Here is a 25,775-nt window from a genome sequence, read left to right as displayed (position 1 = left end):
GATTCCGTAATTTGGGTGGGATATGGCGGAAGGCACCGAAACTGAATCCCGCAAGCTGCTGGGGCGGCTGCGCGAAGAGATGGCGAGCGAAGCCGCCGGTCAGGAACGTCTTGACCGGATAACGCATCTGATCGCGGATAGTATCCGGGCCGAGGTGTGCTCGATCTACCTGTTCCGGGATGCCGACACCCTTGAGCTTTGCGCGACTGAAGGGTTGTCGCCAGAGGCGGTTCACAAAACACGTATGCGGTTGGGTGAAGGGCTTGTTGGTCATGTTGCGCAATCAGGCAAGGTCGTGAACACCGCAGACGCGCCTTCGACCAAAGGGTTTCGGTATATGCCGGAAACTGGTGAAGAAAGATTCTCGTCTTTTATTGGGGTGCCGATCCAGCGTTTGGGTGAAAAGCTGGGCGTATTGGTCGTTCAATCTCGTGACGCGCGTTTGTATTCTGCTGACGAGGTCTACGCGCTGGAAGTGGTCGCCATGGTCTTGGCCGAAATGACCGAGCTTGGCGCCTTTGTGGGCGAGGGCGCTGCCCTTTCACCCCGGCACCAGCAATCGGTGCAATTTGAGGGAGGCCCGGCACAGGAAGGAGCTGCCGAAGGGCATGTCTGGTTGCATGAACCCCGTGTTGTCGTCACCAACCCGATTGCCGACGATCCCCACCGCGAACGCGAACGTCTGAATGAGGCTGTGGATGAGCTGCGCGTGGGCGTCGACAAGATGCTTGAGATTTCGCAGGGCGGTGACAAGGAGCAATTGCAGGTACTGGAAGCATACCGGATGTTCGCCAATTCCAAGGGCTGGATGCGCCGGATGGAAGAGGACATTGCCCTGGGCCTTAGCGCCGAAGCGGCGGTTGAGAAAGAACAATCGCAAGCCCGCGCCCGGATGGGGCAGGTCACCGACCCCTATCTGCGTGAACGGCTGGCAGATCTGGATGACCTCAGCAACCGGCTGCTGCGCATCTTGACCGGGCAGGGGGGTACCAACGGGGCCGACCTGCCACCCGATCCGATCCTGGTTGCCCGAAATATCGGGCCTGGGGATCTGTTGGAATATGGCCGCTCGTTGAAAGGGATCGTTCTTGAAGAAGGCTCAGTCGGTAGCCACGCAACGATTGTGGCCCGTGCCCTGGCAATTCCACTGGTGGTTCACGTTGGGCACATCACCACAGAGGCATTGAACGGAGATCATATTCTGGTCGATGGCGATCAGGGAATGGTCCAACTGCGCCCGGAAGATACGGTTGTCTCCGCGTTTCGCGATAAAATCGCAATGCAGGCCAAAGCGCAGGAACGCTATGCCTCGATCCGCGATACTCCGACAGTGACGCGCGATGGTGAGCGGATCAATCTGGTTATGAACGCGGGCCTGATGGCCGATCTGCCGTCGCTGGGCAATTCCGGGGCCGAGGGTGTGGGCCTGTTCCGCACCGAGCTTCAGTTCCTGATCCGCAATCAGATGCCCAAGCGGTCCGAGCTTGTGACACAATATCAGCGCGTGATGGATGCTGCTGGCGACATGCGCGTGGTGTTCCGCACACTGGATATCGGGTCGGACAAAGTTCTGCCCTACATGAAGCACGTCGAAGAGCCGAACCCGGCTTTGGGCTGGCGCGCTATTCGCGTTGGTCTGGATAAACGCGGCGTTATGCGGATGCAGTTGCAGGCGTTGATGCGTGCAGCCAATGGGCGGCCTTTAACAATCATGTTCCCGTTTGTGGCGCAGGCCGAAGAATACCGTGAGGCACGTTGGGAAGTGAACAAGACCATCGAACGCGAAAAGCGCCTTGGTCATGTGCTGCCAGAATCGATCGAAGTTGGCGCAATGCTGGAAACGCCGTCTCTCGCCTTTGCCCCGCAGAAGTTCTTTGACGAGGTCGATTTCGTCTCGATCGGGGGCAACGACCTGAAACAGTTCTTTTTTGCCGCTGACCGCGAAAACGAGCTGGTGCGCCGACGCTATGACACGCTGAATGTCAGCTTCCTGACCTTCATCGAACGGATTGTCGAACGCTGCAATATCTCGAACACGCCGTTGTCTTTCTGTGGCGAGGATGCCGGGCGACCGGTTGAAGCGCTTTGTCTGGCAGCCATGGGTATTCGGACCCTGTCTATGCGCCCTGCGTCGATAGGCCCGGTCAAAAGCGTGCTGTTGCGCGCCGATCTGCAGTCACTGCGTAAGATCATCGCTGACGCCCGCCATCGTGGAGACCAATCGGTTCGATCCTCGGTAATGGAGTGGTTGCGGAATCAGGGTTGATTTTCTAGTTGCGCTTCCCTATTCAGTGCCTGAATGTTAGCGGTAACAGCGCTTGCAACACAAGGACCAGTGATAACTGCGCCTGAGTGATGCCAGCAGATTTGAAGGAGCCCATAGATGGTTTCACGCGTAATCCCGGTAGACCCGTTCGATCTGGTGCTATTCGGCGCGACCGGCGATCTGGCGCAGCGCAAGATCTTGCCCGGGCTCTATCATCGGTTCGAAGTTGGCCAGATGCCCGAAGACGCAAAGATCATTGGCACGGCGCGGTCTGACATGGACAGCGACGGGTTCCGCGAGCAAATCCGCACCTCGATGAAAGAGTTTGCGCCCAGCTTCAAAAAAGACGTTTTGGATCAGTTTCTGAGCCATGTTGAATATGTTCCCGTTGACGCACTGGGAGACTCCGGTTGGAAAGAACTTGCCAATACCTTGCGCCCTGACGTTGTACGCGCATTCTACCTGTCAGTTGGCCCCAGCCTTTTCTCGGGTATCGCAAAACGGCTGAGCGATCATAGCATGGCGACGCCCGACAGCCGTATCGTGGTCGAAAAACCCTTTGGCCACGACCTCGCCTCGGCCAAGGCGCTGAACTCCGGGCTGCGAGCCTGCTTTGAAGAGCATCAGATATATCGGATCGACCACTATTTGGGAAAGGAAACGGTGCAGAACCTGATGGCGCTGCGCTTTGCCAATTCCCTGTTCGAACCTCTCTGGAACGCGACACATGTCGATCATGTTCAAATCACCGTGGCCGAGACTGTTGGCGTCGAAGGGCGCGGAGCCTATTACGATCAGTCCGGTGCGATGCGGGACATGGTGCAGAACCACCTTGTTCAACTTCTGTGCCTGACTGCGATGGAACCTCCGTCCAAATTTTCGCCCAACGCCGTGCGTGACGAGAAGGTCAAGGTGATTGAAGCGCTGGAGCCCGTTGCGCCGTCTGACATCGCACGCGGCCAATATCGTTCGAGCAAAGGTGGCGACGGTTATTTGGATCATGTGGGCAACCCCGCGAGCCGCACCGAAAGCTACATCGCTCTTAAGGCCCATATCGGCAACTGGCGCTGGGCCAGTGTGCCGTTCTATTTGCGAACTGGAAAACGCCTGCGTGCCCGCGAATCCGAAATCGCGGTGTTTTTCCGGGATCCGCCGCATACGATCTTCCCCAATGTCGGCCCGCTGCACGGCAACGTGCTGGTGATCCGCCTGCAACCGGACGAAGGTATTACCCTGCGCACGACGATCAAAGAACCGGGGCAGGGCGGGTTCCGCCTGTCAGATGTTGCGCTGGACATGAGTTTTGCCGAGGCGCTTGGGGACGAAGCGCAATCGCCAGATGCATATGAACGTCTGGTTATGGATGTCATTCGCGGCGACCAAACCCTGTTCATGCGCGGGGACGAGGCCGAAGCCGCCTGGGCCTGGGTTGATCCCATTATTCACAGTTGGGAAGAGCGTGGAGATCGCCCCGCAAAATATGATCAGGGCAGTTCCGGCCCAGAAGAAGCGCTGATGCTGATGCATCGCGATGGGCGCCGCTGGCGTCAGATCGGAGGGTAATCATGGTACATTCAGTCATCACCGACGTCACTCAACGCATCATCGACCGCAGCGCCGAACTGCGCGGCCCGCATATTGAGCGTATGGAACATGCCCGATCCAAGGGACCGGCGCGCGCGCATTTGTCTTGCAGCGGTCAAGCCCATGCCTATGCCGGTGCGGGTGAGGATCAGCAAGCGATGGCCACTGATACGGCCGGTAATCTGGGCATCGTCACCGCCTATAACGACATGCTTTCCGCCCACCAGCCGTTCGAGCGTTATCCCGGCCTGATCCGCGATGCGATCCGAGCCGCAGGTGGCACTGCACAAGTTGCGGGTGGCGTGCCAGCCATGTGTGACGGCGTCACCCAAGGCGAGGCGGGGATGGAGTTGTCTCTGTTTTCCCGCGACGTGATTGCCCTGGCGACCGGAGTGGCGCTGAGCCATAACACCTACGACGCGGCCGTTTTCCTGGGCGTCTGTGACAAGATCGTTCCCGGTTTGATCATCGGCGCACAGGCGTTCGGCCACCTGCCCGCTGTGTTCCTGCCAGCCGGACCGATGACCAGCGGTTTGCCCAACGATGAAAAAGCAAAGATTCGCCAGAAATTTGCCGCAGGAGAGATCGGCCGTGACGAGCTTATGGCCGCTGAAATGGCCGCGTATCACGGACCGGGCACTTGTACTTTTTATGGCACCGCGAACACCAATCAGATGCTGATGGAATTCATGGGCCTGCACCTGCCAGGCTCCAGCTTTGTGAATCCCAACACGCCTCTGCGGGATGCGCTGACCGAGGAAGGCGCGCGCCGCGCCCTGTCGCTGAGTGCGCTGGGCAACCACTATACACCAGTCTATCAGGTACTGGATGAGCGGGCGTTTGTGAACGGCATCGTGGGTCTGATGGCCACGGGTGGGTCGACCAACCTGCTGATCCATTTGATCGCAATGGCGCGCGCGGGTGGTATAGTACTGGATTGGCAGGATTTTTCTGACATTTCCGCCGTGGTGCCTCTGGTTGCGCGGGTTTACCCGAACGGTCTGGCAGACGTGAACCACTTCCACGCAGCGGGTGGTCTTGCGTACTGCATTGGAACGCTACTGGAAGATGGGCTTCTGCACCCTGACACTCTGACCGTCGCGGGGCAGGGTCTACGGAGTTACACCAAAGAACCGAAGCTGAAGAACGGTGAGCTGGTTTGGGAAGACGGCGCTGGCCACAGCCTGAACGAAAAAATCGTCCGCCCGGTGAAAGACCCGTTCCAACCCACTGGTGGGTTGTCGCGCCTGACTGGCAATTTGGGCACGGGCGTGATGAAGGTTTCGGCCGTCGCCCCGGAACATCAGGTTGTCGAGGCGCCTGTACGCGTGTTCCATGATCAGGATGAGGCGAAAGCCGCGTTTAAGGCCGGAGAGTTCACCGGCGACGTCATCGTTGTTGTCCGGTTCCAGGGACCCAAAGCAAATGGCATGCCCGAGCTACACTCGCTGACGCCGATCCTGTCGATCTTGCAGGGCCGTGGGCAAAAGGTGGCGCTTGTTACCGATGGTCGTATGTCCGGCGCGTCCGGCAAAGTCCCTGCGGCGATCCATGTCTGCCCCGAGGCGCTGGATGGCGGGCCGATCGCTTACCTGCAGGATGGCGACATCTTGCGCGTCGATGCGGTGAAGGGTGAGTTGGAGATTCTGACCCCCGGGGTTCTGGACCGTACACCTGCCGCCGCTGATCTGTCGGCCAACCAACACGGCGTGGGGCGAGACCTTTTCGCTACCTTCCGCCAAAATGTCGGATCAGCAGACACCGGCGCCAGTATATTCGGAGTTTGACCCATGTCCAAAACCCAACGCACGCGTGAAATCTGCGCACTTGCGCCCATTGTTCCTGTCCTTGTCGTCGATGAAGCGGCTCAGGCGCGCCCATTGGCCGAGGCGCTTGTCGCAGGTGGCCTGCCCGCGCTTGAGGTCACTCTACGCACCCCCGCCGCGCTGGATGCGATCCGCGCTATGGCGGATGTGCCGGGCGGCGTTGTCGGCGCGGGAACTTTGGTGACGCCCGAAGATGTGCGCGCCGCGAAAGAAGCAGGCGCGCGATTCGGCGTCTCGCCCGGTGCCACCGACATTCTGATCGCGGCCTGCGAGGCCGAGGGTCTGCCCTTGTTGCCCGGCGCCGCCACAGCCAGTGAGGCGATGCGTCTGTTGGAAAAGGGCTATGACATGCTCAAGTTCTTCCCGGCCGAGGCATCGGGTGGTGCACCGGCGTTGAAGGCGATCGGCGCGCCGTTGCCGCAAATCAAGTTTTGCCCGACCGGTGGTGTGTCCCCCGAAAATGCAAAGAATTACCTGTCCTTGTCCAATGTGGTTTGCGCGGGCGGAAGCTGGGTTGCGCCGAAAAAGATGGTCATTGATGGGGATTGGGCCGGTATCGAAAACCTTGCGCGCGCGGCCTCCAAGCTGATGGATTGACGCCGCTTAAAGCTGCGCTAGGGTGGGCGTCAATTCATACAGGTTGATCCCATGACAAACTCCATTTTCCTGGCGCGAGGGCGCGAATATCTGGCGATTCCAGGACCTTCGGTCATCCCTGATGCGGTTTTGCAGGCCATGCACCGCCCGTCGCCGAATATTTACGAAGGCGAGCTGATCGAGATGATGCCATCACTGACCCGCGATCTGTGTCGCGTGGCCCGGACCGAGCATAGCGTTGCTATCTATATCTCTAACGGCCACGGAACGTGGGAAGCCGCGCTATCCAACGTCATCGCGCCCGGTGAAACGGTTCTAGCCCCCGCATCTGGCCGATTTACCCATGGCTGGGCCGAGATGGCCGAGGGTATCGGCGCCAACGTTCAATTGATCGACTTCGGCTCGTCCTCGGCGTGGGATTTTGACCGTATTGCCGAGGCATTGCGTGACGACAAAGCCCACATGATCAAGGCGTTACTGGCCGTTCATGTGGACACCTCAAGTTCAATCCGAAACGACATTCCAGCACTACGCGCCTTGTTGGACGATCTGGGCCACCCGGCGCTTTTGATGGCGGATTGCATTGCCTCGCTGGGGTGTGACCGGTTCGAAATGGATGCCTGGGGCGTCGATGTTACGGTTACGGCCTGTCAGAAGGGGCTGATGACACCCGCTGGCACCGGCTTTGTCTTCTTCAATGACAAAGCACAGGCCAAACGTGCCGCTATGCCGCGTGTATCGCAATACTGGGACTGGCAGCCGCGGGCGAACCCTGAGCTGTTTTATCAGTATTTCAACGGCACTGCGCCGACCCATCACCTCTACGGTTTGCGCGCAGCCTTAGACATGACCCATGCCGAGGGGATGGAACAGGTTTGGGCGCGTCACGAGCGCCTTGCCACGGCGATCTGGGAAGCGTGTGAAATTTGGGCGCAAGGTGGCGCGCTGCATCTAAATGTTGCCGATCGTCAACACCGCAGCCACGCTGTCACCGCCTTGCGACTGACCGAGGGACGCGGCACGCCATTGCGCAAGTTCACTGAAAACCAACTGGGCTTGACCCTTGGTATTGGTCTGGGGATGGACGACTGGGACGGATGCTTCCGCCTTGGCCATATGGGTCACGTCAACGGCCAGATGGTTATGGCTACGTTGGGCGGTGTGGAAACAGCCATGGCCGCACTGGATATCCCTCGCGGTAAAGGCGCGTTAGAAGCTGCAGCTGCGGTGCTTGCGTCGACGGCCTAGCGCCGCGCCTCGGCAAGCGCTTTTGGCAATGCTGTGGCAAAAGCATCCAGATCGGCTGCCTCGCCACAGCTGACGCGGATGCAGCGATTTTGCGGGGCGGCAAAGGGCATACGCACGAAAATGCCCTGCGCAACCAGCGAGTCCAGAACCGCCTTGGCAAAGGCCCCATCCTTCCCGCAATCAATGGCAACGAAGTTGGTGGCCGACGGCAAGGGCGCTAAACCATTCTCTCGTGCAATATGGCCAATCCGGTCACGCGCTTCGGTAATCTTGGTCTGAACATGATTTAGCCACTCGGCATCATTCAGTGCGGCCAGCGCACCGACCTGCGCGGCTCGGTTCATTCCGAAATGGTTGCGCACCTTATTGAAGGCTGAAATCAGGCCGGGTGCGCCTATGGCATAGCCAACACGCGCGCCCGCCATGCCGTACACCTTTGAAAAAGTTCGCATCCGGATCACCCGCGGATCGTCTGCTGCCACTGGGGCGGCGGTGCCTTCAGGCGCACATTCCACATAGGCCTCGTCCAATACAAGCAGACTCCCGTCGGGCAGATCGTCCAGCGCCGCCACGATATCCGCTCCGGAGTGCCAGCTACCCATCGGGTTGTCAGGATTGGCCAGATACACCAGCTTGGCATCCACTTCACCCGCCTTGGCAAACAGCGCCGCCGGATCCTCGTGGTCGTCGCGATACGGCACTTTGTGGAGCGTTCCGCCGAACCCCGTCACATGGTAGTTGAAGGTCGGGTATGCCCCATCTGAGGTGACAACCGCGTCTCCGGATCCGACCAGTAGCCGCACCAGGTAACCCAACAGCCCGTCGATGCCTTCGCCAACCACGATGTTTTCGGGCCCGATTCCATGGTGATCCGCCAATGCAGCGCGCAGATCGTGGTTTTCCGGATCGCCATACATCCAGATCCCCGTTTCTGCCATTGCCGCTATGGCGTGCGGAGAGGGTCCAAACACGCTTTCATTTGCGCCCAGCCGCGCCACAAATGGCGCGCCACGCTGGCGTTCCTGCGTTTCGGGGCCAACAAACGGCACGGTTGCAGGCAGGGATTGGGCAAGCGGGGTATAGCGTGGCTCTGTCATGGGGGCAGATAAACGTAAGGTCATACGACAGGCAAGCTTGCGTTGCAGGATGCTGCTCCGCATTGTTCGCGTAACGATTAAAGGGAGGAGCGCGCATGCGCATTGTTTTGGGCTTGTTGATTGTCGGCCTCGCCTATCTGGTTTTCTGGCCGGTCCCGGTTCAACCGGTGGCATGGACCCCACCCGAAGCACCGGGTTTCACTGGTGACTTCGCGGAGAACAATGCGTTGGACCAACTGGAGCTGATCTCGTTGCCTGACGATGAGAAAGGCCCCGAAGACATTGCCATCATGCCCGACGGGTCCGTGTACACGACCAGCTTGTCCGGGGCTCTGTACCGAATAGACGACGAGGCCCCGGTGAAAGTTGACGACCTCGGCGGTCGGCCCTTGGGCCTGACGGTCGGTCCGGATGGGGTGCTTTACATCGCCGACAGCTTCCGAGGCATCATGCGCTGGACCGGCCCCGGTACGCTGCAGCCAGTCGTGTCTGAGATAAACGGCGCGCCGGTGATCTATGCAAATCAATTGGACGTGGCGAAGGACGGGACGATCTATTTCTCAAACTCGTCCGATCGGTTCGATCCCGAAACGATGGGCGGGACCAAACCGACTTCGGTACTGACCATCTGGGAGCAATCGGACACAGGTTACGTTGCCCGCCACGCGCCCGATGGCACGACCGAGAAACTGGCCGAAGGCTTTGTCTACACAAACGGCGTCGCGTTGTCGCCAGGTGAGGATTTTCTGCTGATCGCCGAAACCGGGCGCGCCCGGGTGCACAAGCTTTGGTTGACCGGCCCGAAGGCCGGGCAGCAAGAGGTCCTGATGGACAATCTCCCAGGCTATCCCGACAACATCGAGGCACAGGGTGATGGTACGTATTGGATGGCTTTTGCCAGCCCGCGCGTGCCAAGCGAGGCACTGATGCCATACCCGTTCCTGCGCAAGGTGATCTGGCGACTGGGGCCGACGGTGCGGCCTGCGCCGATCCATCGCGGGATGATGGTGCAGTTTGACGGCGACGGGAACATCCTGCAGACCTTGCAAGACCCCGGGGGTCGGCTGGGCATCACCACGGGTGGCAAGTTGGCCGGGGGACATTTCTACGTCATGACATTGGATTCGCCCTGGTTCGGGCGCATGCCTGCGTCAAATCTGCCCTAACGTTGAGGTGGAACTGCCTGATCCATCGGGGCATTGTACCCCTAACCGGAATTGAGAGGCCTGAGATGTCACGAGTATCCGTCGAATACAAAAATCACATCGCGCACGTAACTCTGACGCGCGGCGACAAGATGAATGCGCTGGATGATGCGATGATAAAGGCCATCATTTCTGCGGGGCAGGAGGTCGCTGCCTCGGATGCCCGTGCGGTGGTGCTATCGGGTGAAGGCAAAAGCTTTTGCGCGGGTCTGGACATGGCCAGCTTTGCGAGCATGGCGCAAACGGACCCGACCGAATGGTTGATGACCCGCAGCCACAAGGACGCCAATGAAGTGCAGGAAGTTGCCTTGGTTTGGCAACGCGTGCCCGTTCCCGTCATTTGTGCCATTCAGGGTGTTGCTTATGGCGGCGGTTTGCAACTTGCGCTGGGCGCTGACATCCGGATAGCACATCCCGAGGCTAAACTCGCCGTGATGGAGATGAAGTGGGGTCTGATCCCCGACATGGGCGGGATGGTTCTGCTGCCCAAGCTGGTCCGGTCGGACGTTTTACGCCTGTTGACCTATTCGGCCCGCCCCATCGGTGCCGCGCAGGCGGCGGACTGGGGGCTGGTTACCAAACTGTCGGATGACCCACTGACCGAGGCATTGGCCTTGGCCGAAGACATCGCTGGTCAAAGCCCTTCGGCCATCCGCGCGGCCAAGCGCCTGATAGAGGTTGCGGAAGCCAAGCCTCGCACAGAGGTGCTGCTGGAGGAGTCATCAGAGCAGGCGGAGCTGATCGGCAAACCGGATCAGATGGAGGTCATTGCGGCGAATTTGCAAGGTCGCAAGCCAGAGTTCAAATGATCTCGGCGCCTGTCACACGATTGATCCTGTACACCAAGGATATCGACAAGATGGTGCATTTCTATGAGACGCATTTTGGTTATGCTGCCCGCCAACTCGAAGGGGACCGGATTGTAGAGCTTGTGCCGGACGAAAACGGCTTGCGCTTGTTGTTGCATCCGGCCAGCAAGGCCGCCCGGCAGGGGCAAGCAGCGGTCAAAATTGTTTTTGATGTCGTGGACGTTGCTGGGTTTTGCAGACAAGCCGCGCAGCACGGGCTGAAATTTGGTCCGATCCACAAGGCGGATGGCTACAGTTTCGCGAATGCCAAGGATCCGTCGGGAAACTCGATTTCCGTGTCAAGCAGGGCATTTGCGCCCGGCAATTAACGCATAAATGCCCGTCGTGCATCACGGGCCATATTGTATCGCATCTCAAGCTCAGCGATCTTAGCCATAGACACCTTACGCTCGTCAGCATCGGACTGCGACGCATAGGTTTTGCGCGCGGCATCCAACTCTTTCTTGATGCTGAACTCTTCGGGAAGAACGCCTGCTTGCGCCATGATCCGATGACCGGCGGCGACGGCCGGATCGGTCTGAGCCTCGGACGAACGGTCAGGCAGCGGCTGGCCTTCGCCTTCCAGCCCCTCTAGCTGACCTTCGGCTTGCGCCTTTTTGATCTGGCGTTCGACCAGTTTTCCGAGCGATCCAAGCATAGGTTCATAGTACCCGACCAGCACAGCGGGGGAAAGCTGTCATCTGGATCGGTTGGTAACCAGATAGGCGATACCACCTGCGGCCAAACCCCAGACTGCAGCGCCCAGGCCGAAGACGGTGATTCCTGATGCCGTTATGGCGAATGTCAGAATCGCCGCTTCGCGTTCGGCGGGAACCTCTAATGCAGCAAAGGTCGCATTTGCCATCACACCAATCAGGGCAATGCCGGTCAGAGTGCCCATGAGCAATGGGTCGGCGTGGGCCGCGAACCCGGTGATTGCCACGGCAAAGACGCCAAAGACGCAGTAAAACAGGCCTGCCATAACCGCTGACCAGTAACGCTGGTTCGGGTCCGGGTAGCTGTCTTCGTTCGAACACATCGCAGCGGTAATCGCGGCAAGGCACGTGGCCGGAGCGCCAAAGGGGGCAGACAGAATACTGGCACCTCCGACGGCTGAGAACAGCTTGCCAGCAATTGGCGCATACCCAAAGCTGCGCATGACGGCGATGCCGGGGATGTTTTGCGTAGCCATGGTGACGATGAACAGGGGGATGCCGATCCCGATCGCCGATGCGATCGAGAATGTCGGCATGGTCCAGACAGGGGCAGCGACCAGATGCTCGGGTCGGACCGAACCGTCACCGGCGTTCAGAACAACGACAATTGCCGCGGCGACCACCGCGGCAGGAACTGCGATCAACCGATTGATCCGCCCGGCGATAAACCACGTCAAAATGACCGGCAGCGCTTGCCAGGGCAGCTCAACTGCCGCCTTGAACGGAATGATGCACAAGGGCAGCAAAACCCCGCCCAGCATGGCCTGTGCAAGTGTTGTCGGGATAGCGGCCGCAAGCCGTCCAAGCGGACGCCACATTCCGGCAACAACAGTCAGGGCTCCGGCGCAAAGAAATGCCCCAACTGCATCAGAAAATCCGACCAATGGGGTCGCCGAGACCGCCAGCAGGGCGGCTCCGGGTGTTGACCATGCCACGCTGATCGGCTGCCGGTACCAAAGGCTGACCACAATCGCCGTCACCCCCATTGCAACCGCGGCCATCATCAAACCCGAGGCCGCCTCAGCCTCCGAGGCGCCCATTGCAATAAGGCCCTGCAGCACGATCGGAAAAGAGCTGAAAAACCCTACGACCGCTACCACAAGCCCGGTCGAAATTGTCTGCACAGGAGGGAAAGGGCGCACCATGACTTCCTCGGAATTGTCTGCAGAGATTGCTAACAATCGCAAGCGGATAGAAACAAGGTGAAATACGTCACCGAACAAAAAAACCCGCCGGGTGAGCGGCGGGTGTTAGATTTTGAGTATTTGCGAAATTCTGAAGATCAGGCGATTTCGGCCAAACGGGCGAGGGCCTCGTTCAGTTTCGCCTCTTCTTCTTCGCGGGCGGCAAGGTTGGCTTTGGCTTCCGCGACAACCTCTTCCGGGGCCGACGCCACGAATTTGGGGTTGTTCAGACGTCCGCGCAGGCCGCCCAGTTCTTTGGCCAGCTTGCCCTTGGCTTTCTCCAGCCGTTCCTTTTCCGCTCCGATATCGATGATATCCGCCAGCGGTAGGCCGAAGGATGCACCGGGGGCGGCGATCGAGATCGTACCTTTGGGCAACTCATCCGCCTTGGTCAGGCTGTCGATCCGTGTCAGGCGTTTGATCAGCGCTTCGTTGCGGTCCCATGCGGCTTGCCCATTCGCGTCGATCTCGGTCACCAGCATCGGCACGTAAAGACCGGCCGGAACCCGCATCTGTGCACGAGCCGAGCGGGTGTTTTCGATCACCGAGATCACCCAGTTCATCTCACGATCCGCTTCAGCGTCGATCAATTCGGCGCCTGCGTAAGTCGGCCAGTCAGCATGGACAACCATTTTAGCGCGATCGCCGGTCAAGCCCCACAGCTCTTCAGTGATGAACGGCATGATCGGGTGCAGCAGGACCATGCACTGATCCAGAACCCAACGCATCGTGGCGCGGGTCTCGGCCTGCGCCTCGGCATCGTCCCCTTGCAGCAGTGGCTTGGACAGCTCTACGTACCAGTCGCAAACCTTACCCCAGACAAAGGCATAAAGCCCGTTGGCCGCGTCGTTGAAACGGTAGCTTTCCAGCGCCGCGTCGACCTCTTCCCGCACGCGGGCGGTTTCGCCGATTATCCAGCGGTTCACCGCAGCTTTGGGCTTCAGGTCAGCCACGTCCAGTTGAGGAACGGCGTCGGTAAAGACCTCGTTCATCTCGGCAAATCGGACCGCGTTCCACAGCTTGGTGCCAAAGTTTCGATAACCGGTGATGCGCTCGCGGGACAATTTCAGCACGCCACCAATCGCCGCCATCGAAGCGTTGGTAAAGCGCAGCGCGTCGGCGCCGAATTCGTCCACGATTTCCAGCGGGTCGATGACGTTGCCGGTGGTCTTGGACATCTTCTTGCCCTTCTCGTCGCGAACGAGTTGATGCAGGTAGACGGTATGGAAAGGGATCTCGTTCACCACGGCCAGTTGCATCATCATCATCCGGGCGACCCAGAAGAACAGGATATCTGCGCCGGTGATGAGCACATCAGTTGGGAAATAGCGCTCCATCTCTTCGGTCTGTTCGGGCCATCCCAGCGTGCCGATCGGCCAGAGGCCGGAGGAGAACCAGGTGTCGAGGACGTCGGGGTCGCGCCAGACCGGATAGATCAGTTTTGTTGGGTCTTGTTCGACCGCATACTGGGCGAGACTTTCAGCAAACCGATGGATCGCCTCATGTTTGTCTGCAACTTCCACAACGGTTGCGTGGCTCAGCGGGCTGGGAATGTTGGCGTTGTCGTCCAGAAACTTCTCAGTGACTGTATCCAAGCTGGTTGCGCATTCCATGACATTGCCACGGTGCAGCATGCCACCTTCATTCAGCAGACGACCCAATTCGACCAAATCAAGGTCTCCGTCGTTCTCGTCATCGATGAAGTCTTCCGCAGACAGATCGAGACCATACCAAACCGGAATCTGGTGCCCCCACCAAAGCTGACGCGAAATGCACCAGGGCTCGATGTTTTCCAGCCAGTGGTAATAGGTCTTTTCGCCCGAATCAGGGATGATCTTGACCGTGCCGTCCTTCACCGCATCCAGCGCGGGGCCGACGATCTTTTCGGCATCCACGAACCACTGATCGGTGAACATTGGCTCGATCACAACTTTCGAGCGGTCGCCAAACGGTTGCATGATCGGTTTGCTCTCGACCAGTGGCACCAGTGCTGCGGGATCATCATCCTCGCCCAGCTTGGTACCCAGAACCGGATCATCTGCACGGGTCATCACGGCCAGACCGTCAGCGTTGATCTCTTCTACCACTTTCGCGCGCGCCTCGAACCGGTCGAGACCTCGCAGATGGTCGGGAACGAGGTTAATCGCGTCGATCTCGTTCTCGGTGAACGCGCGACCACGTGCGTATTCCTGCGCCTTGCCCGCCTCTTCGGCGTAGGGCGCGCCATCGGCCCGCATAGCACCCTTGGTGTCCATAAGGCGGTACATCGGAATGCCACCGCGCTTGGCGACCATGTTGTCGTTAAAGTCATGCGCGCCTGTGATCTTCACCGCGCCCGAGCCGAAATTGGGATCGGGGTAGTCATCGGTGATGATCGGGATCTGACGGCGATGCTCTTTCGGACCAACCGGGATTTCGCAGAGTTTCCCAACGATTGGCGCATACCGTTCATCCGACGGATGAACCGCAACCGCGCCGTCACCCAGCATGGTTTCGGGGCGGGTGGTGGCAATCGAAATGTAATCCCGCTCTTCACGGAAGGTTACATTCCCATCTTCATCTTTTTCCAAATACTCATATGTCTCGCCGCCCGCCAGCGGGTACTTGAAGTGCCACATATGCCCGGCGACTTCGATGTTCTCGACCTCAAGATCCGAGATCGCGGTCTCGAAATGGGGGTCCCAATTGACCAGCCGCTTGCCGCGATAGATCAGGCCCTTTTCGTACATGTCGACGAAGACCTTGATGACCGCGTCATGGAAATTGGCCGAGTTCTCGTGCCCGGTCCGCGGATCACGCGGCGCGCCAGCCATGGTGAAGGCATTGCGCGACCAGTCGCAGCTTGATCCCAGACGCTTCAGCTGCTCGATAATCGTGCCGCCGTATTCGCCTTTCCATTCCCAGACCTTGTCCAGAAACGCCTCACGTCCCAGCTCGTTTCGGCTGGGCTGTTGGGTGGCGGCCAGCATCTTTTCGACCTGCATCTGGGTGGCGATACCGGCATGGTCCTGACCGGGCTGCCAAAGCGTGTCGAAGCCGCGCATCCGGTGCCAGCGGGTCAGGATATCCTGCAAGGTGTTGTTGAAGGCGTGGCCCACGTGCAACGCGCCCGTCACGTTGGGAGGCGGGATCATGATGGTAAAGCTTTCGTCGCGCGATCTGTTCGCGCCTGCCTTGAAGGCCCCGGCCTGTTCCCAGGCCTCATAAATGCGGGCCTCAGCCTCGGCCGCGTTGAATGTCTTTTCCATCGCCATTGGATGCGTCCTGCGTCAACAAATTCGGGTCAGCGCCTGCAATAGCGAATGCGTAAGGGAAGGGGAAGGGTTGTATGCTATTCGGCCTGGGCAAAGCGCGCGCGAAAATAGTCCTGAACACGCTGGTAGGCCGGTTGATGAAAATCCAGAGTCGGCAATGAGTGGTCGTTACCGTCAATTCCACCGTCTCAAGATGATCACCGAAAGCATCCTTCAGGGCGCCCATATGCCGTTCTGAGGCAAGTTTGTCATCGGCGTAGCGCATGACGAGGCCGGGGCCCTTCCGTGCCATGCCCGCGCGGGCGTCGCCACCGACATACACGTCGTGGGCGGCTTCGCTACCGCTGGTCAGCAGGGCGGTGAACGGAAATACGCTTTCATGTGCCCATGTCATGACCTGTAGGTTAACCAAAAAATGACCGGCAAGACACGGGGAAGCTGTCTGTTCGACTGGACATCGCCTTGGGCTGGGCTACGGTCGCCATCGCAGGAGGATCATCGAATGGAAAAGTTCGGCAAAAGCCAGCCCGTCAAACGGACAGAAGATCAGCGGTTTCTGACCGGGCACGGACGATACATGGACGATGATGTGCCCGAAGGCGCTCTGTTCGCGGCCTTTTTTCGCAGCCCGGTTGCCCATGGTCGGATCACGGCGCTGGATCTGGATGTCGCGCGTGAGGCGGAAGGGGTGCGCCTTGTCATGACGCTGGATGATCTCACGGCGGCGGGGATCGACACTGTGATGAATGCAGCAACTGTGCAGAACCGCGATAGCTCTCAGGCCCTTGCGCCCGACAGGCATATGCTGGCCCAAGATCGCGTCCGGTTTGTTGGCGAACCTGTGGCTGTCGTGATCGCAGACACGCTGTTGCAGGCGCGAGATGCTGTTGAGATGATCTGGATGGACACAGATGATCTGCCCGCGAAACTGGATGTCGAAGCCGGTGGCGAACCACTGCATGATCAGGTCGCCGACAATCGTGCTTTTGATTGGGGGTTGGGCGATGAAGCAGCAACCGATGCCGCCTTTCAGGCCGCCGCGTATACCGTTTCGCTGGATGTGGCCGACAACCGCGTGATCATCACCTCAATCGAGCCACGGGGATGTCAGGCCAATTGGGTCGATGGACGGTTGCACTTTGCCTATGGTGGGCAAGGCGTCTGGGCGATGCGGGGGCAGTTGGCGCAAAAGCTAAAACTGGAACCCGAGGCGATCCGTGTCACCACCCCGGATGTGGGTGGCGGATTCGGCATGAAGGTCATGCCGTACCCTGAGTATTTTTGCGTCTCAGTTGCTGCGATGAAACTCGGGCAGCCAGTTCATTGGATGTCTGACCGATCCGAGGCGATGCTGTCGGATCATCACGGTCGCGACCTGACCTCATTGGCTGAGCTCGCCTTTGACGAGGACCTGAAAATCACGGCCTACCGTGTGCACAGCAAGGTAAATCTGGGTGCCTATAGCAGTCATTTCGGGCAAGCGATCCAGACCAGTCTTTTTAGCAAGGTGTTGATGGGGGTTTACGACGTTCAAACGACGTATCTGCGGGTTGAGGGGTTCTATACCAACACCACGCAAGTCGACGCCTATCGGGGGGCAGGGCGGCCCGAGGCGATCTATGTTCTGGAACGTGTCATGGATCGCGCCGCGCGCCAACTGGGCGTCGATCCCTGGGAGTTGCGCCGCAGGAATTTCATCCTGCCGGAAAACTTCCCCTACAAAACCGCGACCGGCGAAATCTATGACGTAGGTGATTTCGATATGGTCCTGTCCCGTGCTTATGCCCAGACCCATGGATTCACGACGCGAAAAACTGCAGATGCGGAACGTGGCCTGATCCGGGGGCGGGGCTTGTGTTACTATATCGAAAGCATTTTGGGTGACCCTTCGGAAAACGCGAAAGTCGAGTTCTGCGAGGATGGCACGGTGAACCTTTATGTCGGCACCCAATCGAACGGGCAGGGGCATGAGACGGTCTATGCGCAATTCCTGTCAGACCAAACCGGAGTTCCGATGGACCAGATCAAAGTGGTCCAGGGTGACAGCGATCAGTTGCCACATGGTGGCGGGACTGGCGGGTCACGTTCAGTCACGGTGCAAAGTACGGCCACGCTGGCGACAATTGACGTCATGATCGCCGCATTCACGCCGTATCTGGCGGATAAGATGGGGGTGGAGGAAAGTGATGTGCGTTTCGACCATGAAACCTTCCGCGCACCGGGGTCAAACCTGACGCCGACGCTCACCGAGGCTGCGGAGATGGCCCGCGCCGATGGGCGCGCCGACCTGCTAAGTCACGAGGCCAGCGCCAATCTGGATGCGCGGAGTTATCCCAATGGCGCACATGTTGCCGAAGTCGTGATTGATTCTTACACCGGTGAAACCTGGGTGGATCGCTATACTGTCGTCGACGACTTCGGTAATCTTATCAACCCGATGTTGGCCGAAGGGCAGGTGCATGGCGGGGTGGCACAAGGTATCGGTCAGGCATTGACGGAGCGTGTTGTGCATGATGCGCAGGGGCAACTGCTCACGGCTTCGTTGATGGATTACGCCTTGCCCCGCGCGGCCGAGATACCCATGATTAAGTTTACCTCGGCGCCGGTTCCGTCAACTTCCAACCCGATGGGGATGAAAGGATGCGGAGAGGCCGGCACCGTGGGCGCGCTGGCCGCGGTGGCAAACGCGGTTCAGGATGCGCTCTGGGATTACGGGGTGCGGCAGGCGGACATGCCTTTCACACCTCATAAAGTATGGGAATTGTTGACGTATGGTTCTGTCGCGGCTGAGTAGAAAGGTACTGGGATGGCTCGGACGGCCCTTACGGTCCGAGCATTCCGCCGAGGCGCTTCACCGCGAGCCCGTCAGCCATGTGATTATCCTAGACGGCACCATGTCGACGTTGGAGCCGGGCTACGAAACCCATGCGGGCCAGACCCTGCGACTATGCCGCGAAATGGGCAGTAAAGTGTCCGTCTTTTACGAATCTGGTGTGCAATGGGAAAACTGGAAGTCCTCGCTAGACGTGATGATGGGGCGGGGCATCAACCGCCAGATCCGCCGCGCATATGGCTATCTCGCTTCACGCTACAAACCCGGCGACCGTATCTATTTCATCGGCTATTCACGCGGCGCTTACGGTGTGCGCAGCTTGGCTGGTGTGATTGACATGATCGGTCTGCTCAAGGCCGAACATGCCACTGTGCGCAACATCAAACAGGCCTACCGGCACTATGAATGCAATGCCAGCGGGTCGGCTGCGGCCGAGTTCCGGAGGCAATTCTGCCACGAAGATGTGGCGATTGAGATGGTTGGCGTCTGGGATACGGTCAAAGCGCTGGGCATGCGTCTGCCGCTGCTGTGGCGCTGGGCCGAAGAGCGTCACGCCTTTCACTCCCACCAGCTTGGACCGGCGACGCGCCACGGGTACCACGCAATGGCACTGGACGAGACTCGCGAAGTGTTTGAGCCGGTCTTGTGGAAATGTACGCCCGAATTCAAAGGTCATGTCGAGCAGGTCTGGTTCCGTGGCACTCACGGCGATGTGGGTGGCCAGTTGAACGGCTTTGAAGAGGCCCGTCCCCTCAGCAACATTTCTCTGGTCTGGATGCTGGATAAGGCAGAACTGCATGGTCTTCCGCTACCTGAGGGTTGGCGTGATAGGTTCCCGACGGATACCTCCGCCCGTTCTGTCGGAACCTGGCGTGGCTGGGGTAAAATTTTTCTGCTGCGGAAGCACCGCAAGGTGGGCCGCGACCGGTCAGAGAAGCTCCATGTCTCAGTCTCACCGGATGAATTACCACGCTGGGTACCGATGCCGGATTTGCCGTCGCACCCTGCGCAGTAGAACTTACTTAGCAACGCAGACGTTTCTGACTGGTTCGATCAGTGCATCCGGGCGTTCTACAAGATCGAAACGCCGATGTCTTGGAGACCAATTGTAAACCCTTTGATCGTCCGGATGATCTACGATCATCAAACCGTGAAAGTACCATTCAGACGTCGATTTGTACCCGGTTTTTGTTGTGTAGAATGAGAATCCACGTAACTCGTGCAGGGCTTCGATCGGAGAATTCTCTGAATGCTCGGCGATGCAATAGGGTGAACCGTCCGCGATCAACCGTGCTTGAAACAAGAGCATCGGAATCGTCAGCAGCGACCAGAGCGCGATCAGAGTCGAGATCGATATCCCGATTTTCGCAGTCCGTGATGGATTTGGCTTCCCATCACGACCCGACCAAATGAGAAAGCTCGATGCAATCGCGATCGTTAAGCTGATCCCATGCAGTAGCTGAGTGTCCGAAAATAAGGCGAGCACGCCGGATGCCAGTGTCAGCAGTAGTCCAATCACAACTGACGAGATCGCCAGAAATACTGCTAGAAGACGCGAGATTGGACACATCCCCAGCAAGGCAAGTCCACCAATGCACATGGGTGCGGCTGGGATGAGCCAAACGAGCAGAAACAAGCCTTGAATGAACAATAAGAGGGCTTTTCTGTCCGTGTTTGGTTCGAACAATTGCGGATCTAACGGCTGCATGTAGGCAATAAAGATCAGCACAGAATAGGCGAAGAATAGGACTTTGTATCTCAATCTTGGTGGAATAGCAGAATCTCTCTGGTCAAAAAATGACTGACCACCCGCCTTTCGATGGGTGGTCAGTTAAGAAAACAAGTCGCCCGTGTCACACCAAGAGACCAGCGCGCACGCCTAAGAGTTTACCGCCGCCGGTCGCGACGCGAGCTCATTGGCTGGAAGGCTACGCCAACATGCGCTTCGCAATAAGGTTTACCCGCTTCAACCGGCAGGCCGCAGAACCAGAAATCCTCGGTCGCGGGGTCGCCAACGGGCCATTTGCAGGTCTTCTCGGTCAGTTCCATCAGCGTCAGCTTCTTGGCCTTCTTCTCGATCTCGTTGACCTTGGCCAGCGCCTCGGGGCTGATTTCGTTGGCCGAAGGTTGCGGCGGCAGTGGCTGACCCGCCGGGATGATCTGGCGGCGCGCCGGAACGGCCGGTTTTGTCTCGGCTGCAGGTGCCGGCGTTGGGCGCGCCGGTTCGGTCTTGGGCGCGGGCCTTGGCTTGGCCTCGGCCTTGGGCGCGGGGGCCGGTTTGTCTTTAGGTTCGGATTTGGCCGGCGAGGCACCGGTCGCGCGGTTCGACAGGCCCAGACGGTGCACCTTGCCGATCACAGCATTGCGGGTTACGCCGCCCAGTTCCTTGGCGATCTGGCTGGCCGACTGGCCCTCGCCCCACATTTTTTTCAGCAGTTCTACACGCTCGTCAGTCCAGGACATCATTTGCCTTTCAAAAGCGGAAAGCGGCCCCGGATTCGGGCCGCCTTGGGAATTCGTCTCAGCCCCCTATTTTAATCACTGCGAGCCGAGTTACAAGCGGTTCTCGAATCAGGATGAGGGCAAGCGATGCAGATTTCCGCAGATCAGAGCGAACGGCGTTTCGGAACAGTAAACTGGATGGGGCTTTACACGTTGGCCCAACGCGAAACATTGCGGTTTTTGGCGGTCTGGACTCAAACCCTGTTGGCGCCGCTTGTGACTGCGGGGCTGTTCCTGCTGATCTTCAATATCGCCATCGGTCCGGGGCGTCCGGATGTGATGGGGGTGCCGTTCCTGACCTTTCTGGCGCCCGGCATTATGATGATGACCGTGATCCAGAATGCGTTCGCCAACACTTCTTCGTCGATGGTGATCGCCAAAGTGCAGGGAAACATCGTCGATACGTTGATGCCGCCTTTGTCCCCGCTTGAGATCCTGCTGGGCTATCTGGCCGGTGGCGTCGCACGCGGCGTTCTGATCGCTTGTGTTGTTGCGGTCGCACTTGCGCTGGTTTTGGGCATATACCCGCAAAACCCGTTATTTGCCCTGATTTTCGTAGTTCTGGGTGGCGCATTCATGGGGGCCTTAGGTCTGTTCGCCGGTATTTTTGCCAACAAGTTTGATCAGATGGCGGCCATCACGAACTTCATCGTGACACCATTGGCTTTCCTGTCGGGTACGTTTTACTCGGTCCAGGCGCTGCCTCCTATCCTGAACCGGGTGAGCCATGTGAACCCGGTTTTCTATCTGATAGACGGCCTGCGCTATGGGATGATCGGCGTGTCCGACAGCTCACCCTGGTTGGGTATTGCGGTATGCACCGGTGCCACGCTGCTGGTCGGCGCGCTGACCTGGCAGATGTTGCGGACGGGGTATCGCCTTAAGGCTTAACTTGTCTCGGCCAGTGAACCGGGTTGAAAAGTCATTCTGGGCTTTCCCAATCGTGGGTGCAGATTTGCTGCCACGGCCCAGGCCCCGAACAGGGCCAAGCCTCCGACTGCGAATACGCCGGCGACCGGTGAGATCAGAAGGACCAGTGATGCAACTCCGGGTGTCAGTATGCCGGAGACGTCGCGGTAACTGGAGTAGATCGCTGACATTTCAGTGCGTTCGGACGGTTTCACTGCCATGAGGAAAGGCAGGCCGGCGCAAATGTCCAGAACGATCAGCCAGATGGACCCAAGAACCAGCGCCGCAACTGCCGCGACCGGCCAACCTGCGATTGCCCCAGCGGTGACAAAGCAGGTTCCGCAGGCAGCAAAACCCACGCGGACTGCTGTGCGAATCGAACGCCCCTGCACCCAACGTAGAATAAGCGGAGCTGCGAACAGCATCGCATTGGTGGTGGACAAAAGGATGCCGCCCAGTTGCTCACCCAGCCCGTTTTGAATGGCGAAAATGGGTAGATACACTACGTAGATCCACCAGCCGCAGGATCGGATCATGGCGAAAAGGTACCCGGCCACCAACCGCGGCTGGGCAAAGAAGCGCGGCAGAAAGGCCAGCGGGTTGTTTGCGGTGCCCCGCGCCTTGGTGATCAACTTGCCATTGCCCAATCGCATGCGCCAGAACTGGATCAGCATGACCGCGCCTGCCAAGGCGCTGATGACAAAGGGGGCAGGGGCCCAAACCTCCAGCAGTAAGACGCCGGCCATCGGTCCGCCTGCCCAGCCCAGCGCGCTATAAAACATGCGGCTGGTCTCACATTTGCCCAGCTCGATTTTGCTGATGTAATCCAAGACATAAGCATTGAAGCAAATGAATGTGACCACAGTCGCGACCGTGTTCAGGGCAAGGGCACCGACCACTGCCGCCGGGCTGCCCTCAATCGCCAGAAGGGCACCGCCGATGAACATGAGGCAACCAACAGTATACGCCCATCTGCGCGGTATGAAGCGGATCAGGAACGGCACCATCAGCCCCGCAATCAACGAGATAACGCCGACCAGAAAATACAGGAATGATACCGAAGACGCATCACCCAATGCTCGGTACATGGCCAGTGGAAAGACCGATATCAGAATGCCGCGGACAATCGCCTCGAATCCGGCCAGGATGCCGAAATCGCGGACTGAAGGTGCTGGGGCATGGCGCACCCATTCGGGGATACGGCGTTCGTGCATGGGTAAACTCTCAAATCAACTGAGGTTACATTGCGCCGTATCAATCCGCGTTCTTCCGGGTTTGCGACATACAGGTCGCCCCCGGGCCATGTCAGGAGATCTTTTTAGAGTTTCAGGCTTGCCGCGCCCGCGCTTCACGCCAGACGAGAATAAGTCCGCCGGTCAGAATTATGGCTGAGCCAATCATACTGATCCTGTCCGGAATCACGCCGAATATCGCGAAATCGTAGAAAGCGGCGAAAATCAGCGTCGCATAGCTGATTGGGGCAACAAATGAGGCGTCTGCCCGGGCCATGCCGTTCACAAAACACGCCTGCGCGCAGGCCATCAGCGCGCCGATACCCGCCAGCGCTGCCCATTGTTCTAGAGTTGGCATCTGAAAAACAAAGCTCACCGCGACAGAGGCAATCGTCAGGCCCATTGCGTTGTTGATCAGCAAGATCTGGATCGGGATTTCTCGACCCGAGAGTTTCTTGATGAATATCAGCTCCATCCCGATGACTGCGGCTGCAGTCAGTGCCAACAGGGCTGCTGGCTGAAAGCTGTCGGGTGTCGGGCGCAACAGTATCAGCGCCCCAGCCAGCGCCACCGCTGCCGCCAGCCACCGCCAAGGGCCGACGCCTTCTTTCAGCAGCGGGATTGCCAACACCATTGCAAAGACCGGGTTCAGAAAGGAAATCGCCGTCGCGTCCGCGATCGGAATGAACGCGACCGAGGCGAACATCAGCGTAATGCCGACCCAGCCGAAACTTGTTCGCCCAATATGCAGCCCCCAATGCGGACGCTGCAGGCGCGGCCGCATCACGCCGACGGCGGTGAGGATCACGATAAAGGCAAACAGAAACCGCCCATGGCTGATCTGCATTGGATGCAGCGCGGGACCCAACGTGTCCGTCCCCAAGGCTTTGGCCAGCAGGGTGGTCCCGGCCAGCAATGCACTGGCGGCGGTGATCAGCACGGCCGCAAGAGGCGGATTGTGGGCTTTGGCGACAAACATATGTCAGCGGTGCGTCAGCGCATGTCAAATGGCAAGCGGCAAATGTGTCGCGCCAAGTATTTTCGCTGGTTGCCAATTTCAGGGTTTTCAGATGCTTCGGGCAGCGCTATACGGCGACTTATGATCAAAAACGCACATATCCTGCGACTCCGACGCCGACGCTTCGCCGCGTAACCGGCCTCTTTGATCTATTTGCGCTGTTCAAATCGGCGCAATTTCCACCAAATCAGTTGACGAACACAGGCCGAGTGTATCACTCACAAGGCTCAAACTACCTGAAAAGGATGATCCCATGATCCCGTCCGTTCTGCCGACCTATAACCGCGCGCCCCTGACTTTCGTGAAGGGTGAAGGCGCCTGGCTGACCGAGGCGGATGGCCGACGTTTTCTGGACCTGGGCGCTGGGATCGCCGTGAATGCGCTGGGCCATGCCCATCCCGCACTGGTCAATGCCCTGACCGAGCAGGCGCACGCGCTGTGGCATGTTTCAAACCTCTACCACATCCCACAGCAGCAAGCCCTGGCAGACAAACTGGTCGAGCACACCTTTGCTGATACAGTTTTCTTTACAAACTCGGGCACCGAGTCTTGCGAACTGGCGGTCAAGATGGCCCGTAAGTATTTCTATGACAAGGATCAGCCTGAACGGGTCGAGATCATCACCTTTGATGGCTCGTTCCACGGCCGGTCGTCGGCTGGTATTGCCGCTGCCGGGTCTGAGAAGATGACCAAGGGCTTCGGTCCACTGCTGCCGGGCTTTGTTCATGTCACGTTTGGCGACCTCGATGGCGTCACCAATGCGATCACCGATAAAACCGCCGCGATCATGATCGAACCCGTGCAGGGCGAGGGCGGCATCCGTCCCGTCCCAGACGCGGAACTCAAAGCCTTGCGCCAGATTTGCGATGACAACGGCCTGCTTTTGATCCTCGATGAGGTGCAATGTGGAGTAGGTCGTACCGGCAAGCTGTTCGCCCATGAATGGGCTGGAATTACCCCTGATATCATGATGGTTGCCAAAGGCATCGGCGGCGGCTTCCCTCTGGGTGCTGTTCTGGCCACGGAAGACGCCGCCAGCGGTATGACGGCAGGCACGCATGGCTCTACCTATGGCGGCAACCCGCTGGGCTGTGCCGTGGGCTGCGCCGTTATTGATCAGGTGGCAACGCCTGCATTCCTAGAGGGCGTCAACCGCAAGGCCGGGATGCTGCGCCAGAAGCTCGAAGGGCTAATCGCCGAGCACCCGGAGGTCTTCGAAGAAGTGCGCGGAACAGGACTGATGCTGGGCCTGAAGTGCAAAGCGCTCAATATCGACATGGTCAACGCCGGCTATGATAATGAGGTCATTACCGTCCCCGCAGCCGATAACGTGATCCGCCTGCTTCCGCCGCTGACATTGACCGAGGATGACATCGCCCAAGCCGTGATCCGCCTCGACAAAGCCGCTGCGCAGGTCGAAGAGTCAATGGCCTCGGCCCAAGACACACCCGAATGA

21 protein-coding genes are annotated in these 25,775 nt (G+C 58.8%); 12 read left to right on the top strand and 9 right to left on the bottom strand.

Features of this window, described 5'->3' with window-relative positions; translation table 11 throughout:
* Positions 1-22 precede the first annotated feature (22 nt).
* From ptsP to DK510_RS18945, 5 genes are all read left to right on the top strand, one after another.
* Positions 23-2,266, top strand: a complete 2,244-nt coding sequence (ptsP, locus tag DK510_RS18965; RefSeq protein ID WP_109313424.1) for a phosphoenolpyruvate--protein phosphotransferase — start codon at positions 23-25, stop codon at positions 2,264-2,266.
* A gap of 117 nt (positions 2,267-2,383) precedes the next feature.
* A complete protein-coding gene (gene zwf, locus DK510_RS18960) occupies positions 2,384-3,829 on the top strand; it encodes a glucose-6-phosphate dehydrogenase (protein ID WP_109313423.1) in 1,446 nt (481 codons plus the stop codon).
* Between the two features lie 2 nt (positions 3,830-3,831).
* Positions 3,832-5,637, top strand: a complete 1,806-nt coding sequence (edd, locus tag DK510_RS18955) for a phosphogluconate dehydratase (RefSeq protein WP_234999152.1) — start codon at positions 3,832-3,834, stop codon at positions 5,635-5,637.
* 3 nt (positions 5,638-5,640) lie between these two features.
* On the top strand, positions 5,641-6,273 hold the full coding sequence (eda, locus tag DK510_RS18950) for a bifunctional 4-hydroxy-2-oxoglutarate aldolase/2-dehydro-3-deoxy-phosphogluconate aldolase (protein WP_109313421.1): 633 nt from the start codon (positions 5,641-5,643) through the stop codon (positions 6,271-6,273).
* Between the two features lie 51 nt (positions 6,274-6,324).
* Positions 6,325-7,521, top strand: coding sequence for an alanine--glyoxylate aminotransferase family protein (locus DK510_RS18945; protein ID WP_109313420.1), 1,197 nt, complete (start codon positions 6,325-6,327; stop codon positions 7,519-7,521).
* Here the strand turns inward: DK510_RS18945 and DK510_RS18940 are convergent.
* Positions 7,518-8,618, bottom strand: a complete 1,101-nt coding sequence (locus DK510_RS18940) for a pyridoxal phosphate-dependent aminotransferase (protein ID WP_109313472.1) — start codon at positions 8,616-8,618, stop codon at positions 7,518-7,520. The two genes, DK510_RS18945 and DK510_RS18940, sit on opposite strands and share 4 nt — an antisense overlap.
* Positions 8,619-8,713: 95 nt before the next feature.
* On the opposite strand from DK510_RS18940, the gene DK510_RS18935 reads away from it, so the two are divergent.
* From DK510_RS18935 to DK510_RS18925, 3 genes are all read left to right on the top strand, one after another.
* Positions 8,714-9,784 carry an SMP-30/gluconolactonase/LRE family protein gene (locus DK510_RS18935; RefSeq protein ID WP_109313419.1) on the top strand — a complete coding sequence of 357 codons (1,071 nt, stop codon included), beginning with the start codon at positions 8,714-8,716 and terminating at the stop codon, positions 9,782-9,784.
* 65 nt (positions 9,785-9,849) lie between these two features.
* Positions 9,850-10,632: a crotonase/enoyl-CoA hydratase family protein gene (locus DK510_RS18930; protein ID WP_109313418.1), complete on the top strand. Its 783-nt coding sequence runs from the start codon at positions 9,850-9,852 to the stop codon at positions 10,630-10,632.
* Complete coding sequence (locus DK510_RS18925) at positions 10,629-11,000, top strand: VOC family protein (RefSeq protein WP_109313417.1); 372 nt, start codon at positions 10,629-10,631, stop codon at positions 10,998-11,000. Before DK510_RS18930 ends, DK510_RS18925 begins: the two co-directional genes overlap by 4 nt.
* Here the strand turns inward: DK510_RS18925 and DK510_RS18920 are convergent.
* From DK510_RS18920 to DK510_RS18905, 4 genes are all read right to left on the bottom strand, one after another.
* Positions 10,997-11,329 carry a DUF1992 domain-containing protein gene (locus DK510_RS18920; RefSeq protein ID WP_109313416.1) on the bottom strand — a complete coding sequence of 111 codons (333 nt, stop codon included), beginning with the start codon at positions 11,327-11,329 and terminating at the stop codon, positions 10,997-10,999. The genes DK510_RS18925 and DK510_RS18920 overlap by 4 nt on opposite strands.
* 39 nt (positions 11,330-11,368) lie before the next feature.
* A complete protein-coding gene (locus DK510_RS18915; RefSeq protein ID WP_109313471.1) occupies positions 11,369-12,532 on the bottom strand; it encodes a benzoate/H(+) symporter BenE family transporter in 1,164 nt (387 codons plus the stop codon).
* A gap of 137 nt (positions 12,533-12,669) precedes the next feature.
* Positions 12,670-15,825, bottom strand: coding sequence for a valine--tRNA ligase (locus tag DK510_RS18910; protein WP_109313415.1), 3,156 nt, complete (start codon positions 15,823-15,825; stop codon positions 12,670-12,672).
* A complete protein-coding gene (locus DK510_RS18905) occupies positions 15,788-16,219 on the bottom strand; it encodes a hypothetical protein (protein WP_109313414.1) in 432 nt (143 codons plus the stop codon). The genes DK510_RS18910 and DK510_RS18905 overlap by 38 nt, the downstream gene beginning before the upstream one ends.
* A 108-nt stretch (positions 16,220-16,327) precedes the next feature.
* On the opposite strand from DK510_RS18905, the gene DK510_RS18900 reads away from it, so the two are divergent.
* On the top strand, positions 16,328-18,619 hold the full coding sequence (locus DK510_RS18900) for a xanthine dehydrogenase family protein molybdopterin-binding subunit (RefSeq protein ID WP_109313413.1): 2,292 nt from the start codon (positions 16,328-16,330) through the stop codon (positions 18,617-18,619).
* Positions 18,597-19,673 (top strand): DUF2235 domain-containing protein, encoded by a 1,077-nt coding sequence (locus DK510_RS18895; protein ID WP_109313412.1) that lies wholly within the window; start codon positions 18,597-18,599, stop codon positions 19,671-19,673. The genes DK510_RS18900 and DK510_RS18895 overlap by 23 nt, the downstream gene beginning before the upstream one ends.
* Before the next feature lie 3 nt (positions 19,674-19,676).
* Here the strand turns inward: DK510_RS18895 and DK510_RS18890 are convergent, their stop codons facing one another.
* Together DK510_RS18890 and DK510_RS18885 are read right to left on the bottom strand one after the other, a co-directional pair.
* Positions 19,677-20,387, bottom strand: coding sequence for a hypothetical protein (locus DK510_RS18890; RefSeq protein ID WP_109313411.1), 711 nt, complete (start codon positions 20,385-20,387; stop codon positions 19,677-19,679).
* Between the two features lie 158 nt (positions 20,388-20,545).
* Complete coding sequence (locus DK510_RS18885) at positions 20,546-21,121, bottom strand: GcrA family cell cycle regulator (RefSeq protein ID WP_058272305.1); 576 nt, start codon at positions 21,119-21,121, stop codon at positions 20,546-20,548.
* A 126-nt stretch (positions 21,122-21,247) separates the two neighbouring features.
* Here DK510_RS18885 and DK510_RS18880 point away from each other — a divergent pair, with 126 nt between their 5' ends.
* On the top strand, positions 21,248-22,051 hold the full coding sequence (locus DK510_RS18880) for an ABC transporter permease (protein WP_109313410.1): 804 nt from the start codon (positions 21,248-21,250) through the stop codon (positions 22,049-22,051).
* Here the strand turns inward: DK510_RS18880 and DK510_RS18875 are convergent.
* Both DK510_RS18875 and DK510_RS18870 read right to left on the bottom strand, forming a co-directional pair.
* Positions 22,048-23,283: an MFS transporter gene (locus DK510_RS18875; protein WP_109313409.1), complete on the bottom strand. Its 1,236-nt coding sequence runs from the start codon at positions 23,281-23,283 to the stop codon at positions 22,048-22,050. The genes DK510_RS18880 and DK510_RS18875 overlap by 4 nt on opposite strands.
* A 112-nt stretch (positions 23,284-23,395) precedes the next feature.
* Positions 23,396-24,280 (bottom strand): DMT family transporter, encoded by an 885-nt coding sequence (locus DK510_RS18870; protein WP_109313408.1) that lies wholly within the window; start codon positions 24,278-24,280, stop codon positions 23,396-23,398.
* Between the two features lie 292 nt (positions 24,281-24,572).
* On the opposite strand from DK510_RS18870, the gene DK510_RS18860 reads away from it, so the two are divergent.
* Entirely contained in the window at positions 24,573-25,775 is a 1,203-nt protein-coding gene (locus DK510_RS18860) for an aspartate aminotransferase family protein (RefSeq protein ID WP_109313406.1), read from the top strand.

This window comes from Ruegeria sp. AU67 (genome assembly GCF_900312795.1).
Lineage (GTDB): Bacteria > Pseudomonadota > Alphaproteobacteria > Rhodobacterales > Rhodobacteraceae > Ruegeria > Ruegeria atlantica.
This window is presented reverse-complemented; position numbering and strand designations above follow the sequence as displayed.

What these genes read in the sequence shown, in the direction of transcription:
- DK510_RS18885 (WP_058272305.1), bottom strand. Translation starts at nt 21,121, where the DNA reads ATGTCCTGGACTGACGAGCGTGTAGAACTGCTGAAAAAAATGTGGGGC.
- zwf (WP_109313423.1), top strand. Translation starts at nt 2,384, where the DNA reads ATGGTTTCACGCGTAATCCCGGTAGACCCGTTCGATCTGGTGCTATTC.
- DK510_RS18895 (WP_109313412.1), top strand. Translation starts at nt 18,597, where the DNA reads ATGGTTCTGTCGCGGCTGAGTAGAAAGGTACTGGGATGGCTCGGACGG.
- DK510_RS18940 (WP_109313472.1), bottom strand. Translation starts at nt 8,618, where the DNA reads ATGACAGAGCCACGCTATACCCCGCTTGCCCAATCCCTGCCTGCAACC.
- DK510_RS18905 (WP_109313414.1), bottom strand. Translation starts at nt 16,219, where the DNA reads ATGACATGGGCACATGAAAGCGTATTTCCGTTCACCGCCCTGCTGACC.
- DK510_RS18925 (WP_109313417.1), top strand. Translation starts at nt 10,629, where the DNA reads ATGATCTCGGCGCCTGTCACACGATTGATCCTGTACACCAAGGATATC.
- DK510_RS18935 (WP_109313419.1), top strand. Translation starts at nt 8,714, where the DNA reads ATGCGCATTGTTTTGGGCTTGTTGATTGTCGGCCTCGCCTATCTGGTT.
- ptsP (WP_109313424.1), top strand. Translation starts at nt 23, where the DNA reads ATGGCGGAAGGCACCGAAACTGAATCCCGCAAGCTGCTGGGGCGGCTG.
- edd (WP_234999152.1), top strand. Translation starts at nt 3,832, where the DNA reads ATGGTACATTCAGTCATCACCGACGTCACTCAACGCATCATCGACCGC.
- DK510_RS18930 (WP_109313418.1), top strand. Translation starts at nt 9,850, where the DNA reads ATGTCACGAGTATCCGTCGAATACAAAAATCACATCGCGCACGTAACT.
- DK510_RS18910 (WP_109313415.1), bottom strand. Translation starts at nt 15,825, where the DNA reads ATGGCGATGGAAAAGACATTCAACGCGGCCGAGGCTGAGGCCCGCATT.
- DK510_RS18870 (WP_109313408.1), bottom strand. Translation starts at nt 24,280, where the DNA reads ATGTTTGTCGCCAAAGCCCACAATCCGCCTCTTGCGGCCGTGCTGATC.
- DK510_RS18860 (WP_109313406.1), top strand. Translation starts at nt 24,573, where the DNA reads ATGATCCCGTCCGTTCTGCCGACCTATAACCGCGCGCCCCTGACTTTC.
- DK510_RS18915 (WP_109313471.1), bottom strand. Translation starts at nt 12,532, where the DNA reads ATGGTGCGCCCTTTCCCTCCTGTGCAGACAATTTCGACCGGGCTTGTG.
- DK510_RS18900 (WP_109313413.1), top strand. Translation starts at nt 16,328, where the DNA reads ATGGAAAAGTTCGGCAAAAGCCAGCCCGTCAAACGGACAGAAGATCAG.
- DK510_RS18880 (WP_109313410.1), top strand. Translation starts at nt 21,248, where the DNA reads ATGCAGATTTCCGCAGATCAGAGCGAACGGCGTTTCGGAACAGTAAAC.
- DK510_RS18920 (WP_109313416.1), bottom strand. Translation starts at nt 11,329, where the DNA reads ATGCTTGGATCGCTCGGAAAACTGGTCGAACGCCAGATCAAAAAGGCG.
- DK510_RS18875 (WP_109313409.1), bottom strand. Translation starts at nt 23,283, where the DNA reads ATGCACGAACGCCGTATCCCCGAATGGGTGCGCCATGCCCCAGCACCT.
- eda (WP_109313421.1), top strand. Translation starts at nt 5,641, where the DNA reads ATGTCCAAAACCCAACGCACGCGTGAAATCTGCGCACTTGCGCCCATT.
- DK510_RS18945 (WP_109313420.1), top strand. Translation starts at nt 6,325, where the DNA reads ATGACAAACTCCATTTTCCTGGCGCGAGGGCGCGAATATCTGGCGATT.